Source organism: Kribbella sp. NPDC104218 (genome assembly GCF_055584105.1).
On sequence record NZ_JBVJMQ010000002.1, the window covers coordinates 1 to 14,198 of the forward strand.

Annotated in this window: 12 protein-coding genes and 1 rRNA gene; 3 read left to right on the top strand and 10 right to left on the bottom strand. The window is 68.9% G+C overall.

The window, feature by feature from the left end; translation table 11 throughout:
• The 7 genes from ACZ6ZD_RS16155 to coaE all read right to left on the bottom strand — a co-directional run.
• Positions 1-76, bottom strand: a 16S ribosomal RNA gene (locus tag ACZ6ZD_RS16155); the annotation flags it as partial.
• Positions 77-543: 467 nt separating this feature from the next.
• A complete protein-coding gene (gene uvrB, locus ACZ6ZD_RS16160; protein WP_465672727.1) occupies positions 544-2,646 on the bottom strand; it encodes an excinuclease ABC subunit UvrB in 2,103 nt (700 codons plus the stop codon).
• A gap of 47 nt (positions 2,647-2,693) precedes the next feature.
• Entirely contained in the window at positions 2,694-3,494 is an 801-nt protein-coding gene (locus ACZ6ZD_RS16165; RefSeq protein ID WP_465672729.1) for a hypothetical protein, read from the bottom strand.
• 31 nt (positions 3,495-3,525) lie between these two features.
• Entirely contained in the window at positions 3,526-4,440 is a 915-nt protein-coding gene (locus tag ACZ6ZD_RS16170; RefSeq protein ID WP_465672731.1) for a hypothetical protein, read from the bottom strand.
• Complete coding sequence (locus tag ACZ6ZD_RS16175) at positions 4,437-5,480, bottom strand: hypothetical protein (protein ID WP_465672733.1); 1,044 nt, start codon at positions 5,478-5,480, stop codon at positions 4,437-4,439. Before ACZ6ZD_RS16175 ends, ACZ6ZD_RS16170 begins: the two co-directional genes overlap by 4 nt.
• Positions 5,477-6,679, bottom strand: coding sequence for a PrsW family glutamic-type intramembrane protease (locus tag ACZ6ZD_RS16180; RefSeq protein ID WP_465672735.1), 1,203 nt, complete (start codon positions 6,677-6,679; stop codon positions 5,477-5,479). The genes ACZ6ZD_RS16175 and ACZ6ZD_RS16180 overlap by 4 nt, the downstream gene beginning before the upstream one ends.
• 125 nt (positions 6,680-6,804) lie before the next feature.
• Entirely contained in the window at positions 6,805-7,422 is a 618-nt protein-coding gene (gene coaE, locus ACZ6ZD_RS16185; protein WP_465672737.1) for a dephospho-CoA kinase, read from the bottom strand.
• A gap of 42 nt (positions 7,423-7,464) precedes the next feature.
• Here coaE and ACZ6ZD_RS16190 point away from each other — a divergent pair, with 42 nt between their 5' ends.
• A complete protein-coding gene (locus tag ACZ6ZD_RS16190; RefSeq protein ID WP_465672739.1) occupies positions 7,465-8,385 on the top strand; it encodes a hypothetical protein in 921 nt (306 codons plus the stop codon).
• Between the two features lie 66 nt (positions 8,386-8,451).
• On the opposite strand, the gene rpsA is transcribed toward ACZ6ZD_RS16190, so the two are convergent.
• The 3 genes from rpsA to ACZ6ZD_RS16205 form a co-directional block, all read right to left on the bottom strand.
• Positions 8,452-9,942: a 30S ribosomal protein S1 gene (rpsA, locus tag ACZ6ZD_RS16195; protein ID WP_171669904.1), complete on the bottom strand. Its 1,491-nt coding sequence runs from the start codon at positions 9,940-9,942 to the stop codon at positions 8,452-8,454.
• Between the two features lie 251 nt (positions 9,943-10,193).
• Entirely contained in the window at positions 10,194-11,069 is an 876-nt protein-coding gene (locus ACZ6ZD_RS16200) for a phosphotransferase family protein (protein ID WP_465672741.1), read from the bottom strand.
• A complete protein-coding gene (locus tag ACZ6ZD_RS16205) occupies positions 11,057-11,953 on the bottom strand; it encodes an SGNH/GDSL hydrolase family protein (protein WP_465672743.1) in 897 nt (298 codons plus the stop codon). The genes ACZ6ZD_RS16200 and ACZ6ZD_RS16205 overlap by 13 nt, the downstream gene beginning before the upstream one ends.
• Before the next feature lie 102 nt (positions 11,954-12,055).
• On the opposite strand from ACZ6ZD_RS16205, the gene ACZ6ZD_RS16210 reads away from it, so the two are divergent.
• Together ACZ6ZD_RS16210 and ACZ6ZD_RS16215 are read left to right on the top strand one after the other, a co-directional pair.
• Positions 12,056-12,853, top strand: a complete 798-nt coding sequence (locus ACZ6ZD_RS16210) for a class I SAM-dependent methyltransferase (RefSeq protein WP_465672745.1) — start codon at positions 12,056-12,058, stop codon at positions 12,851-12,853.
• Entirely contained in the window at positions 12,853-14,013 is a 1,161-nt protein-coding gene (locus tag ACZ6ZD_RS16215) for an acyltransferase family protein (RefSeq protein ID WP_465672747.1), read from the top strand. The genes ACZ6ZD_RS16210 and ACZ6ZD_RS16215 overlap by 1 nt, the downstream gene beginning before the upstream one ends.
• The last annotated feature ends 185 nt before the right edge of the window (positions 14,014-14,198 follow it).

A 14,198-nucleotide genomic window follows, 5' to 3' on the forward strand; every position in this document is an offset into this window, starting at 1 on the left:
GGCCTTACCGCTCGACTTGCATGTGTTAAGCACGCCGCCAGCGTTCGTCCTGAGCCAGGATCAAACTCTCCGTTGAAAAATATGACAACCAGCAAGCTGGAGTGTCGACAACATCGAACTGATCCTTTGAACATCAGAGACAATCAAACTGACTGAATCCATGAATTATCAAAGGAATCCGAACACAGACCATAAAGGCCTATGCACGGGGTTAATGCTAAATTTCGGCATTGACTTTCGGCACGCTGTTGAGTTCTCAAGAATCGGACGCACACCGCAGCCGAACCTTGCGGTCCAGGGCTTCCGGGGCAACCTGCGTAACTTTACTGATTCGCGAAGACCCGGTCAAATCGGGCTTTTCGAGCCAGCCTCCTCGTGTCTCAGCGACCGAACCTTACCGAGGTAAGCTTCAGCTACCGGAAACTTTCTGGGGGTTTGGGAGGTTCGGCCGCTTTCGCGTCCTGCACTCGCTCCCAACAAGAAGAACATTACTGTGATTCACCGTGCGGATGCAAATCGGCCCCCCAGCGGCCACCGCGAGGGCTACTTCGCCCCCGCGTTCGTCATCTGCCGGAGCTCCTTCTTCAGCTCGGAGATCTCGTCGCGGTAGCGCGCCGCGACCTCGAACTGCAGCTCCGCCGCCGCGTTGTGCATCTGGTCGGTGAGCTGCTGGATGAGGTCGGCCAGGTCGGACGACGGCAGCCCGCCGGCCAGCTCCTTCGCCTTCTCCCCCGCCTTCTTCCCGCCGCCGGGCACCGGCGCCTTACCGCGGGACTGCGTCCGCCCCGAACCGAGCAACTCGGCGGTGTCGGCGTCCTCGCGGGCGAGCATGTCGGTGATGTCGGCGATCCGCTTCCGCAGCGGCTGCGGATCCACCCCGTTGGCCTCGTTGTACGCGATCTGTTTGGCGCGCCGGCGATTGGTCTCGTCGATCGCCTGCTCCATCGACGGGGTGATCTTGTCGGCGTACATGAACACCTGGCCGGAGACGTTCCGCGCGGCCCGGCCGATGGTCTGGATCAGCGAGCGCCCCGAGCGCAGGAAGCCCTCCTTGTCCGCGTCGAGGATCGCGACCAGCGACACCTCGGGCAGGTCGAGCCCCTCCCGCAGGAGGTTGATCCCGACCAGGACGTCGTACTCCCCCATCCGCAGCTCGCGGAGCAGCTCGACGCGGCGCAGCGTGTCCACCTCGCTGTGCAGGTACCGCGTCCGGATCCCCATCTCGAGCAGGTAGTCGGTGAGGTCCTCGGACATCTTCTTGGTCAGCGTCGTGACGAGGACCCGCTCGTCGCGCTCGACCCGGACCCGGATCTCGTGGATCAGGTCGTCGATCTGGCCCTTGGTCGGCTTCACGATCACCTCGGGATCGATCAGCCCGGTCGGCCGGATGATCTGCTCGACGAACCCGTCGGACTTGTCCTGCTCGTACTGCCCCGGCGTCGCCGACAGGTAGACCGTCTGGCCGATCCGCTCCAGGAACTCCTCCCAGCGCAGCGGCCGGTTGTCCATCGCCGAGGGCAGCCGGAAGCCGTGCTCCACCAGGGTGCGCTTCCGGGACATGTCACCCTCGTACATCCCGCCGATCTGCGGGACGGTCACATGCGACTCGTCGATGACGAGCAGGAAGTCCTCGGGGAAGTAGTCGAGCAGGCAGTGCGGCGCCGTCCCCGGCTCGCGGCCGTCGGTGTGGCGGGAGTAGTTCTCGATACCGGAGCACGTGCCGATCTGGCGCATCATCTCGATGTCGTACGTCGTCCGCATCCGCAGCCGCTGCGCTTCGAGCAGCTGGCCGTTGCGCTCGAGCTCGGCCAGCCGGCCCTCCAGCTCGGCCTCGATCGAGGTGATCGCGCGCTCCATCTTCTCGGGCGCGGTCACGTAGTGCGTCGCGGCGCCGATGTAGAGCTCGTTCTCCTCGGAGAGGATCTCGCCGGTCAGCGGGTGCAGCGTCATCAGCCGCTCGATCTCGTCACCGAAGAACTCCACCCGGACGGCGAGCTCCTGGTAGACCGGGAAGACCTCGAGCGTGTCACCGCGGACCCGGAACGTCCCCCTCGTACCGGCCAGGTCGTTCCGCGCATACTGCACGCCGACGAGTTTGCGGAGCAGGCCGTCGCGATCCATCTCGTCGCCGACCTTCACGTGGATCATCCGGTTCAGGTACTCGTCGGCCGAGCCCAGGCCGTAGATACACGAGACGGTGGCGACCACGACGACGTCGCGCCGGGTCAGCAGCGACCACGTCGCCGAGTGCCGCAGCCGCTCGACCTCCTCGTTGATCGAGGAGTCCTTCTCGATGTAGGTGTCGGTCTGCGGGACGTACGCCTCGGGCTGGTAGTAGTCGTAGTACGAGACGAAGTACTCGACGGCGTTCTCGGGGAAGAAGTGCCGCAGCTCGTTCGCGAACTGGGCGGCGAGCGTCTTGTTCGGCTGCAGGATCAGCATCGGGCGCTGCACCCGCTCGGCCAGCCAGGCCACGGTGGCCGTCTTACCGGTACCGGTGGCGCCGAGCAGGACGACATCCTGCTCGCCGGCGTTGATCCGGCGCTCGAGATCCGCGATCGCGGTCGGCTGGTCACCGCCCGGCTCGAAGTCGGACACCACCTTGAGCGGCGCCACCATACGCTGAAGATCCGAGACCTGTCTCATGTCCCCAACCGTACGTGGCGCCGCCGACAAAAACCTGAAACCGCAGGTCAGAAGCTCTTTTCGAGGCTCGCGTTCATCCGCGCGAGCTCATCCTTGCGGCGGTCGTAGACCCGCGCCTCCAGCGCCGCGTCGGTGGCGGTGATCCGGTCCCACTTGTCGGAGTAGGCCGTGACGAACCCCTGGAAGTCGATCAGCGTGCCCTTGCTGGTCTTCACCTTGGCGGTGTAGTTCAGCGCGTAGCAGGCCTTGATCGCCTCGTTGGCGGGTTTGCACTCGACGCCCTTGCCGATCTTCACGTCCTGCATGCCGCCCGACTCCAGGTCGACCAGGTGCTCGGCGAAACCCTTGGCGTCGTACAGCTCGGTCTGCCGGACCCAGTAGTACCCGTCGATCAGCCCGCGCACGTTGAACTGCTGCAGGATGTAGTGCTTGCCGGCCTTGGTCTTGTCCCAGTCCTGCAGCCAGCCCTTGGCCGGGGTGAACCAGATCCCCTTGCCGACCTCGACGCCGACGTCGTTCGGGCCCTTGGAGTCGTCCGGCTCGGAGCCGGGCGGCGGCGTGTACATCGAGCCGGGCGCGTTCGGCGTCTGCGGCGCGGCGGACTTGTCGTCGCCGCCGGTGACCAGCAGGACGACGCCGACCGCGACCAGGATCACCGCGAGCACCGCGGCGCCGATGACGATCAGTTGCGTCCGGCCGGACTTCGCGGGCCGGTTGGCCGGCCGGCCCGGGCCGGGGCCCCAGCCGCCGGGAGCGCCCGCGCCCGGTCCGCCGGTCCCGGCGCCCCAGCCACCGGGGGCCGCAGCGGGCGGCGGGCCGGGGGGAGGTCCTCCGTACTGCTGACTCATAGCTGTTCCTCGTTGGTGTGTCGGGGGTACGTCACAAGCTGTCGAGCACCGATTGCTTCATCTGCGCGGCGTCCGCCTCGGCCTTCGGCGCGAAGTCCGTGCGGGTCCGGAAGTCCAGCGCGGTGGCCACCTTGTCCTTGCGGACGTAGACCTCCACGTACCCCTGGACGTTCACGTCGGCGCCGGTCTCGTCCTTGGCCACGGAGGTGTAGCTGATCGCCACGCACTCCACCAGGACGTCCTTGGGGCACGGCAGGTTCCGCGTGTTGCCGAGCTGGGCGATCTCGTCCTCGGTCTCGCCCTCGACGATCGACAGCAGATAGGCCTGGCCGCCGACGTTCTCCTTCTGGCGGACCCAGAAGAAGCCGCGCGGTTTCCCGTTCGGCGCGTACGTCACCAGCTCGCGGCCCCGGGTCTCGGTCTCCAGCAGCGTCCAGCCCGGTACCGGTACGACCGACACCCCGAACGCGACCGGGATCGCTCCCGCGGGCGGCGTGTACGTCGACGTCGGCTGACTGGCCGACGGCGTCGTACTGGTCGTCGGCGGCGGCTCGGCCTCGTCGCCACCGCCGCCACCGGACAACAGCACCAGCGCGACCGTGACCAGCACGAGCACCAGCAGGCCGGCGCCGATCGGCAGCAGCAACGGCGGGATCCGCGGCTTCTTCTTCTCCGGCGGCCGCCGCAAGGACGGCGGACCGACCTTCTCGCCCCAGGCCGGGGAAGTCTCCGTCGCCGGACCGCCGGTGCTGCCGGTGGTGCCGCTGGCGTCGGCGTCCGCGTCGGCCGACCACGGGGACGGCGTACCGGGCGCCGGCGGCACCTCCAGATTCCACGGGGACGGCGGCAGCGCCGGTTTCGGCGCTGCCGCTGCGTCCTCGTCCGGGCCGGGTTTGCTCACCCACGGGTTCGCGTCCCCGGCCCCCTTGTCCTTCTTACCGGTCACTGGCTCTTGAACACCGATTGCAGCATCGCAGTGCTGTCCCGGTTGATGTCGTCACGCTTGTCCGACCGCCCGAAGGCACGGATCAGCGTGATGACGCCGTCGTCCCGCTGGACCGCGCCGACGAAGCCCAGGGCCTCGTAAGAACCCTGCTGGCTGGTCGCGACCGCCTTGTACTGCTGCCGGATCGCGACCTTCACGGCGGTCTTCTCGTCGGCGCCCCGGCTGAAGCGCACCGGGTCGTTGAACTGAATCTTGGTCAGCCCCTTGGTCTCGGCCTGGAACAGCTTCGGGACGAAGCTCTCCACGGTCTCACCGGGAGCCGGCTTGAACGCCTCGATCATGAAGTAGGCCTCGCCCTGCTTGAGCAGGTAGACGCCGTTGAACTTCTCCCTCGACTTGCGGACGTACCCCGGCGCGGGTTTCACGAAGATTCCCTCGCCGACCTCGATCCCCTCGTCGACGTTGGCCGGCTGACCGCTGCCGTCGCCGCCGCCGTTCGGATCGGCGCCGCCCGGGTTCGCCTCGGAGTTCTTACCGCCGCCGAAGATCAGCGCCAGCACGATGCCGATCACCGCGACCACGACGATCGCGCCGCCGGCGATGAAGAGGATCTTGTTCATCCCCTTGCCCTGCGGCGGCCGCCCCTGGCCGTAGGGCTGCGGGTACTGCTGCCCCGGGAAGCCCTGCTGCTGGGGGAACTGCTGCTGGCCCGGGTACTGCGGCTGGCCCTGCGGCGGCTGCTGACCGTACGGCGACTGCCCGGGCTGCTGCCCGTAGCCAGGCGGCGGACCCTGCGGGGGCCGGCCCTGCGGCGGCTGACCCTGCGGAGGCTGGCCGTAGCCAGGCGGGGGCCCCTGGGGAGGCGGTGCCTGCGGCGGCTGGTGGGGCTGCCCGTACGGCGGCTGCCCCGGCGGCGGGCCGTAACCAGGCGGCGGGCCGGGAGGCGGCCCGTAACCAGGCGGCGGCCCCTGCGGGGGCCGGCCCTGCGGCGGCTGACCGTGCGGAGGCTGCTGGCCGTACGGCGGTTGCTGGTTGCTCATGCCTGCGTCTCCCCAGTCGTCGCGTCGTACCCGCCTGCGGCCGCCGGAGCGGTCACGCCGCGCGCCGACTTCGGCACCGCGCGGACCGAGTTACCGCAGGCCGAGCAGAAGTCCGAGTGCGGCAGCAGCGGCATCTCACAGCGCGAGCAGAAGGCCAGATCGCCGGAGGCGTGGTTCGAGCCGCCGCGGGCGGCGGACTCGAGCGCGGCCTCCAGCAGGCCCTTGTGCAGCACGGTGCGGACCCGGATGATCAGCGCGCCGAGCAGCAACAGACCCCACAGGACGCCGAGGACGGCGCCGATCGTGGAACCGTGGCCGCCGACGAAGCCGAGCAGGTAGACGCCGCCCTGGAACAGGGCGTTGATCACGATCGCCTGGAGCACACCGGCCACCCAGCGCGGCGTGAAGCCGTCGTACCCGGCGCCGAGGCCGGAGAACTCCGCCCCGGCCAGACCGGTCGCCGAGCCGTAGATGAGCGGCTTGATGAAGCCGTGCAGGACGACGATCGAGATCCAGGTGCCGGCGCCGTTGCCCGGACCGGCGAAGCCGCCGCTGATCCAGCCCCAGTGCAGGACGAGGGTCTCGAAGCAGGCGAACCCGACACCGGCCACGACCCCGAAGGTGAAGCCGTCCATCAGGTCGTCGTACCGCGGCCGGGAGGCCAGGTAGAGCGGACCGACCTGGCGGATCAGCTCCGAGACGACCGGGACCAGCAGCAGGAGGATGAGCAGGTCGCGGCCCGACGGGCCGATGTCCTGCGCGCCGATGGTCACCGTGGACAGCGCCAGCTTGTCCGACCAGAGCCAGGTGAAGACCGCCGCCAGCACGCCGACCAGCACGAACGCCGCGGCGACGACCGGGATCGGCTCGTCCTCCCACAGGTTCACGTCGTACAGGTAGAGGATGTAGACGATCGGGATCGCGAACGCCGCGATCATGATGGCCACCGGGAGCGCGCCGAGCGCCGCCGTCAGCACGGTCAGCGCGAGCGCGACGCCCAGCGCGACCTTGTACGTGTAGGGCTGTTTACCGGAGCCCTGCGGCATGATCGTCGAGACCAGCCGGAACGACGCGACCGGCTCGTCCGGCCTCGCGGCGTACGCCTTCTTCCGCTCCGTGTCCCCGGACCGCAGGTCGTTGCCACAGTGGTGGCAGTACCGCGAGACGTCGGGGACGTCAGAGTTACAGCGCGGACACACCACGCCATCCTCCCAACATCGATTTCTTCACCGGCGCGGGGGCGCGCCGCCGACCGTCCGGCCGAGCCGGACCGGGACAGATTCTCGTACAGCCGGTCCCGGTTTCATCATTTACCGCGCAAGGGTCATCTTTTCGTGTCCGGACCGTGCCCTGCGCGCTCGGCGAGGGCGGCCCACACCTCGTCGACCCGGGTGTCCAGCTCGGCGAGCGTGCCGGAGTTGTCCAGGACGACGTCCGCCGCCGCCAGCCGGTCCGCGCGCGTGGCCTGGCTGGCGATCCGGCGTTCCGCCTCGTCGGCGGCCATCCCTCGTTGCCCTGTCAGCCTTTCCAGCTGGACCTCCGGCGGGACGTCGACCACCAGCACCAGGTCGAACGAACCGGCTTGACCGGTCTCGACCAGCAACGGGATGTCGTGGACGACGATCGCGTCGTCCGGGGCGGCCGCCTCGATCTCGGCGGCCCGCGCGCGCACCCGCGGGTGGATGATCGCCTCCAGCTTGCGCCGCGCATCGGCGTCCCCGAACACCACGCGCCCGACCGCCGGCCGGTCCATCTCGCCCTCGGCTGTCAGCACTTCGGCGCCGAACTCCGCCGCGACCTCGGCGAGCCCGTCGCTCCCCTTCGCCACCACTTCGCGCGCCAGGACGTCGGAATCGATCACCACCGCCCCACGCGCGGCCAGCCGCGCCGAAACGGCGCTCTTCCCCGATCCGATACCCCCGGTCAGTCCCACTCGTAGCACGCCGACACCCTACTGGTCCCGTGCTTGGGTAGCTTTCGGGCTATGGCCAAGGTCGATTTCTACGCCGATATCGTCGAGACGGGTTCCGTACTCGGTATCGACGCCAATCTCCCGCCGGACGTCGCCACCGCGGCGCTGGGCCGGGACTACGGCGAGAACCTGTTCCACCCCAACTACTGGAAGAGCTTCGGATTCCTGGAGATCTTCTGGGAGGTTCGCCCGGAGGGCCGCGGCTACACCGGGCATCACTTCACCTTCCAGGCGCACCGCCTGGGCCGGGTGCCGGCCCGGCACATCCCCAAGCGGATCCGCGCCCGGCACGGCCTGACGCCGTTCAAGCGCCCACTGCACTACGCAGACCTCAAGGCGGAGCTGGACCGGCGTGGAGTCGAGCTGGTCGAGACCTGGCGGGACGAGGACTACCAGCGGTACATCCAGCCGGAGACCGGCATCGAGATCATGGTCCTGATCAGCAACGACTACTACGACACCGACGAGCTGGGCACGATCCCGAAGATCGCATCGACGCAGGCTTACTACCTGCCGGGCCGGGACACGGTTGCGGCCAACAAGCGGCTCCAGGAGCTGCTGTCGGACGCCGAGCCGACCGACCACCGGGAGTCACTGCGGCACGCGTGGCAGGCGTTCGACGACGGAGTCCAAGCGGACGCTCCACGGCCGGCGTACGCCGCGATCGACCGGGCCAGTGCGGTGACCTACCTCGAGGACTGGCAGCCGGAGCGGTACGCCGCGGCTCGCGACGTGCTCCCCAGTGCTTCCGAGCTGGTCGCCGCTTGTCTGGGCGAGCTGCCGGACATTCGTGAGTTGACGCTGACGAACAAGCATCTGATCGACGCGGCGTTCGCGCATCGGCACAACCTGGAGGACGGCGCGTTGCGCGCGGAGCTGGACCGCTGGGTCGGCTACCGGCGGCACCGGGCCCTGATCGGTCTGCCGGACTGAGACAACGCAAGACCCCCGCACCCGAGAGGGTGCGGGGGTCTTGTCAGCTACCTACCGAAGAAGTGATCAGCCCTGGCCGGTCAGCTTCTCGCGGAGCGCCTGCAGCGCCTCGTCGGAAGCGAGCGCACCCTCGGCGGGGGCGTCGTCCTTCGGAGCGCTGCCGCCACCGGTGGCCGAGGAGTACGTGGAGGCCTCGCCGGCCTCGACGTCCGCCGTCTTGGCGTCCTCGATCTGCTTCTTGTGGGCCTCCCAGCGCGTGTGGGCCTCGGCGTACTGCCGCTCCCACTCCTCGCGCTGCGCGTCGAAGCCCTCGAGCCACTCGCCCGTCTCCGGGTCGAAGCCGTCCGGGTAGATGTAGTTGCCCTGGTCGTCGTACGTCGCCGCCATGCCGTACAGCGTGGGGTCGAAGTCGTCGGAGACCGGGTCGACACCCTCGTTGGCCTGCTTGAGCGACAGCGAGATCCGCCGGCGCTCGAGGTCGATGTCGATGATCTTGACCATGACGTCGTCGTTGACCTGGACGACCTGCTCCGGGATCTCGACGTGCCGCTCGGCCAGCTCGGAGATGTGCACCAGACCCTCGATGCCCTCCTCCACGCGGACGAACGCGCCGAACGGAACCAGCTTGGTGACCTTGCCGGGCACGATCTGGCCCATCTGGTGCGTCCGGGCGAACTGCTGCCACGGGTCTTCCTGGGTCGCCTTCAGCGACAGCGAGACGCGCTCGCGGTCCATGTCGACGTCCAGCACCTCGACGGTGACCTCCTGGCCGACCTCGACGACCTCGGTCGGGTGGTCGATGTGCTTCCAGGACAGCTCCGAGACGTGCACCAGACCGTCGACGCCGCCGAGGTCCACGAACGCGCCGAAGTTGACGATCGAGGAGACGACGCCCTTGCGGATCTGGCCCTTCTGCAGCTGGGTGAGGAAGTTCATCCGCACCTCGGACTGCGTCTGCTCCAGCCAGGCGCGACGCGACAGGACCACGTTGTTGCGGTTCTTGTCGAGCTCGATGATCTTCGCCTCGATCTCCTGGCCGACGTACGGCTGGAGGTCGCGGACGCGACGCATCTCGACGAGCGAGGCCGGCAGGAAGCCGCGGAGGCCGATGTCCAGGATGAGACCACCCTTGACGACCTCGATGACGGTACCGGTGACGACGCCGTCCTCTTCCTTGATCTTCTCGATCGTGCCCCAGGCCTTCTCGTACTGGGCGCGCTTCTTGGAGAGGATCAGGCGGCCTTCTTTGTCCTCCTTCTGGAGAACCAGGGCCTCGACGTGGTCGCCGACGTTGACGACCTCGTTCGGGTCGACGTCGTGCTTGATCGACAGCTCGCGGGAGGGGATCACGCCTTCGGTCTTGTAACCGATGTCGAGCAGGACCTCGTCCCGGTCGACCTTGACGATGGTGCCCTCGACGATGTCGCCGTCGTTGAAGTACTTGATGGTCTGATCGATCGCCGCGAGGAAGTCTTCCTCCGACCCGATGTCATTGACCGCTACCTGCGGGGTGTTGCGCACTGCGGGGTCGAGAGGTGCCTCGATGCTGGCCGTCATGTGGTGGGTTGCTCCGTGGACTGGTGGTGTGAGGAGGTTGCGTCATGAGCCGTTGGATCGCACCACACCGCTGGACTGCCTGAAGAGCACAGATTCACCACCGACAAGCTGCGAGCACGAGCCTGCTCCGTCCGAGGTCGCGCGGGCTCATAGCGCATCTCACAGAATACCGGTCTTGACTCGGGCAGCACAACCGGGGGCACCCGGTACCGACCGGCCGCCCGCCGAGGTCTCCCGACGTGCCACTCAGCTCAATGTACGACGCCGGGGTCCGGGCGGCCGCCGGACATCTCACGACTGTCCGCGATCCGGTCGATCAGCCCCGCCGCCGCGGCCGCGACGGGGTTCTCGGTCGCGCGGGCGGCCAGGTCCAGGAGCGCCCACAGATCGGCCGCGCGGGCGAGATCGGTAAGCGGCTCGGCGAGTCCTACCCCGCTGCTCCGCAGCGCGCTCAGGACCGCCCCGGCCAGTACCGGGTCGGTCTCGAAGCGCAGCAGGTTGCCGAGATCGGCGTACGGCGAGCCGGCGTGGCTGAACTCCCAGTCGATCAGGCCGGTGATGCGCGCGGTCTCCGGGTCGACAAGCAGGTTCTTCGGGTTGAAATCGCTGTGGACGAGGCAGAACCGCCCGCCCGCGCTGTCGAGGAGGTCCTCCGCCTGGGCGAACACCTCGTCGAGCCCTCCGTACCGGAGCCCCAGTCCGGCGGCGTACTCGGCCAGATCGGCGCTGCCGAACGGCTCGACGGTCAGCTCGCCGCCCCGGAACTGGCCGGCGGTCAGGAACGGCATGCCGCTCAGCCGGGCCAGGAGCTCGCCCAGCTGGGCACCGACCCGGCGGCGCTCGTCCGGTCCGGCGGTCTCGAGGTAGACCTCCAGATTCATGCCCGGCAGGCGCTCCATCAGCAGGTACGGCGGGTCCTCGTACGACCCCTCGCGTTTCAGATCGAGCACGCGAGGGACGGGGAGCAGCCCACGCACCAGCTGCAGCAGCGCCGCATCGACGACCGCCCGGTCCGGGTCCTTCACGTACAGCTTGAGGACGGCGTCCTCGCCGCCCGCGGTGACTGCGAAGGTCTGGCCTTGGTAACCGCCGGTCAGGGGAACCGCGCTTGCTGCTAGTGCTTCCACCCCGCCGATCCTGCCATCGCGGCCAAGACCGGTGGGACGGCGTTCCTCATTCCGGCCGCATTCGGGTGCAGTGGGACCAGACCGTTGGTCGTGACGCTGGGGATCAGGCCCTCGATCCAGCGGGTGCCGGCCGGTTTGCACATGTCGTGACCGACGCTCGGCGTCGCCAGGTCGACGTACGTCGCACCGTGCGCGGCCGCCTGCTCCGCCATCCGCCGGTTCAGCCGCGTCAGCGCCGACTGCAGGTAGTCGGCGTCCTGGCTCCAGACCGGGACGACCGGCCAGCAGCCGCCCTTCCTGATCCCGGTCGGGTAGCCGACCATGAGGATCTTCGCCTGTGGCGCCCGAGCGCGGATCTGCTCGATCACCGTGCCGTACGTCGGCGCGAACGCGTCGATCTGCCGTGCGAGCTTGTCGACGCCGCCGGCCGTGTTGGCCGCCTTGCACGACGTCCCGACGCCGGGCGGCAGCAGGTTCACACAGGAGAACGCCAGCCCGACCAGACCGATGTCGTTACCGCCGATCCCGACCGACACGACCGTGGTGTCCGCGCTCAGGGCGTCGTACTGCGGCGCCGCCTTGCCCGCGATGATGCCGGACTGCGGGTTCGCGAAGTGGGTGGTCGTCGCGCCGCCGCAGGTCACGTCGCGGAACTTGGCCGGCTGGAGCTGCTTCGCGATCAGCGACGCGTAGTTGACCGCGGACCGGGCGCAGGTGAGCACCTCCTTGGCCGGCAGTACCAGCGAGCCGGCGGCGAACGAGTCGCCCATCGCCACGTAGACCATGGGCGGCGGCGCCGCCTGGGCCGGTGCCGGGACGGCGACCAGCGAACCCGTCACGGCGAGCGCCGCGATCATCCGGACCCGAACCGAGCTCTTCTGCATGGCGCGCCGCCTTTGACGTTAAGTGACCGGGCAGTAGCAGCATGGAGAACTTTCCGCGGCACGGCAAGAGCTCAGCCGGCGCGGTACCGGTAGGGTGACCGCGTGGTCGAGCCGCGACGGATGGAACTGACCGAGGCGGAGAGCTCACGGGCCAGCCGGATCTACTGGAATTCGGCCGCCGCGGAGTACCTGGCCGAGCACGGCGCCTTTCTGGGCGACGACCGGTTCATCTGGTGCCCGGAGGGCGTCGACGAAGAGGCCGCCCAGTTGCTCGGGCCGGTCCGCGGCAAGCGCATCCTGGAGGTCGGCTGCGGCGGTGCGCAGTGCGCGCGCTGGCTGGCAGGGCAGGGCGCGGACGTCGTCGCGTTCGACATCTCACTGGAGCAGCTGCGCGTTGCGCGACAGCTGGACGCGCGCACCGGCACCGCCGTCCGGACAGTGGCAGCCGACGCGACCGCACTCCCCTACGCCGACGCGAGCTTCGACATCGTCTGCTCGGCGTTCGGCGCCCTGCCATTCGTAGCGAACGTGGAGACCGCGCTGCGCGAGATCGCTCGCACTCTGCGGCCCGGTGGCCTGCTGGTCTTCTCGGTGACGCATCCGTTCCGCTGGACGATGCCGGACGACCCCACCGAGGCCGGGCTGCGAATCAACCACTCCTACTTCGAGCGCACGCCGTACGTCGAGCTGGACGAGTCCGACCGGCCGGTGTACGCCGAACACCACCGCACGGTCGGCGACTGGCTCCGGGCGCTGACCGACTCCGGGTTCGTAGTGGACGACCTGCTGGAGCCCGAGTGGCCGGCGAGCAACACACAGGTCTGGGGCGGCTGGGGTCCACAGCGCGGCCGCTACGTGCCGGGGACGGCGATCTGGTCCGCTCACCTGGGAGGCAGCTGATGACGCGACACCGGTTCCCCGCGCTGGACGGACTGCGGGTGCTCGCCGCCCTCGCCGTCCTGACCGCGCAGGTCGCTCTGCACAGCGACGCCGGCCCGTTCAGCGGTCTGTTCGCCCGGTTGGACGTCGGGGGCGCGATCTTCTTCGCGATCACCGGCTTCCTGCTCTACCGGCCGCATGTCGAGGCCTGGTTCGAGGGCTCGCTCCCGCCGCTCACTCTGCCGTATCTGCGCAACCGCGCGGCCAGGATCGTGCCGGTGCTCTGGGTGGCCGTGCTGCTGGCCGCCGTCCTGCTGCACTCGGCTGACTGGGTGACCTACCTGCAGCACGCGACGCTGACCCATGTGTACTTCGATACCGCGGCGCCTGGCCTGACGCAGATGTGGAGTCTGGCCGCCATCGGTGCGTTCTATCTGGTGCTCCCCGCGCTGGCGAAGCTGCTGACCGGCTACGAGCGCCCGACCCGGCGCAGCGTCCGCTGGCGGCTTTCTGTGCTCGCTGCGCTGACAGTGCTCGGCCCGGCCTGGATGACGGTGATGAGCGCGACTCATCACCCGAATGCGGCGCTCTGGCTGCCCGGGTACGTCGGTTGGTTCGCAGTCGGGATGGGGTTCGCTCTGTGGCAGGTCGCGCGCAGCAGCGGCCGCCTCGGCTCGTCCGCTCTCGACATCCTGACGACGATCCCCGGCACGGTGTGGGGCGTCGCAGCGGTCCTGCTGTTGCTGGCCGCGACTCCGCTCGCCGGCCCGTACGACCTGTCCGCGGCAACGCCTGGGCAGACCGCGGTGAAGAGTCTGCTCTACACCGGTATCGCCGCCTGTGTGCTTTTCCCGGCGCTGACCCCGACTGCGCGTGCGACGCGGGTTCTGGGCAGCAGCTGGGCGCAGCGGGCGAGCAATCTGATGTACGGCGTCTTTGCGTACCAGGTGATCGTGCTGACGCTCCTGGAGCGCATCAGCACGCAGTTCGTCCTCTTGTTCAGCGGGACGCTGGTCGTGACGGCAGGTGTCGCAGCAGCCAGCTACTACGCCATTGAGCGGCCTGTAGCTGGTGCCCGGAACGCCTGGTCCGCCGCCGGTAGAACACTGCCATCCCCGCCACGAGCAACAATCCCAGCGCTCCCACCAGGAGACCGGCCCGATAACTCCGGTCCGGCATGAAGCGCGCGGAGACGAGCTGCTCCTCCCCCGCTGGTAGCACCCAGCCCTGCTGCCAGCCGGCGATCCGGATCGGCGTCAGCTTGCGGCCGCTGCCGTCGTACGCCTCCCAGCCCGCGCTGTAGTTCTGCGCGACGGCCAGGACCGACTGCTCCTTCGAGCCCGGTACCTCCAGGGTCAGTCCGGCC

Bases quoted from the DNA above. Each gene is read 5' to 3' on its own strand.
- uvrB (WP_465672727.1), bottom strand. From the start codon at position 2,646: ATGAGACAGGTCTCGGATCTTCAGCGTATGGTGGCGCCGCTCAAGGTG.
- ACZ6ZD_RS16165 (WP_465672729.1), bottom strand. From the start codon at position 3,494: ATGAGTCAGCAGTACGGAGGACCTCCCCCCGGCCCGCCGCCCGCTGCG.
- ACZ6ZD_RS16175 (WP_465672733.1), bottom strand. From the start codon at position 5,480: ATGAGCAACCAGCAACCGCCGTACGGCCAGCAGCCTCCGCACGGTCAG.
- ACZ6ZD_RS16190 (WP_465672739.1), top strand. From the start codon at position 7,465: ATGGCCAAGGTCGATTTCTACGCCGATATCGTCGAGACGGGTTCCGTA.
- rpsA (WP_171669904.1), bottom strand. From the start codon at position 9,942: ATGACGGCCAGCATCGAGGCACCTCTCGACCCCGCAGTGCGCAACACC.
- ACZ6ZD_RS16205 (WP_465672743.1), bottom strand. From the start codon at position 11,953: ATGCAGAAGAGCTCGGTTCGGGTCCGGATGATCGCGGCGCTCGCCGTG.
- ACZ6ZD_RS16215 (WP_465672747.1), top strand. From the start codon at position 12,853: ATGACGCGACACCGGTTCCCCGCGCTGGACGGACTGCGGGTGCTCGCC.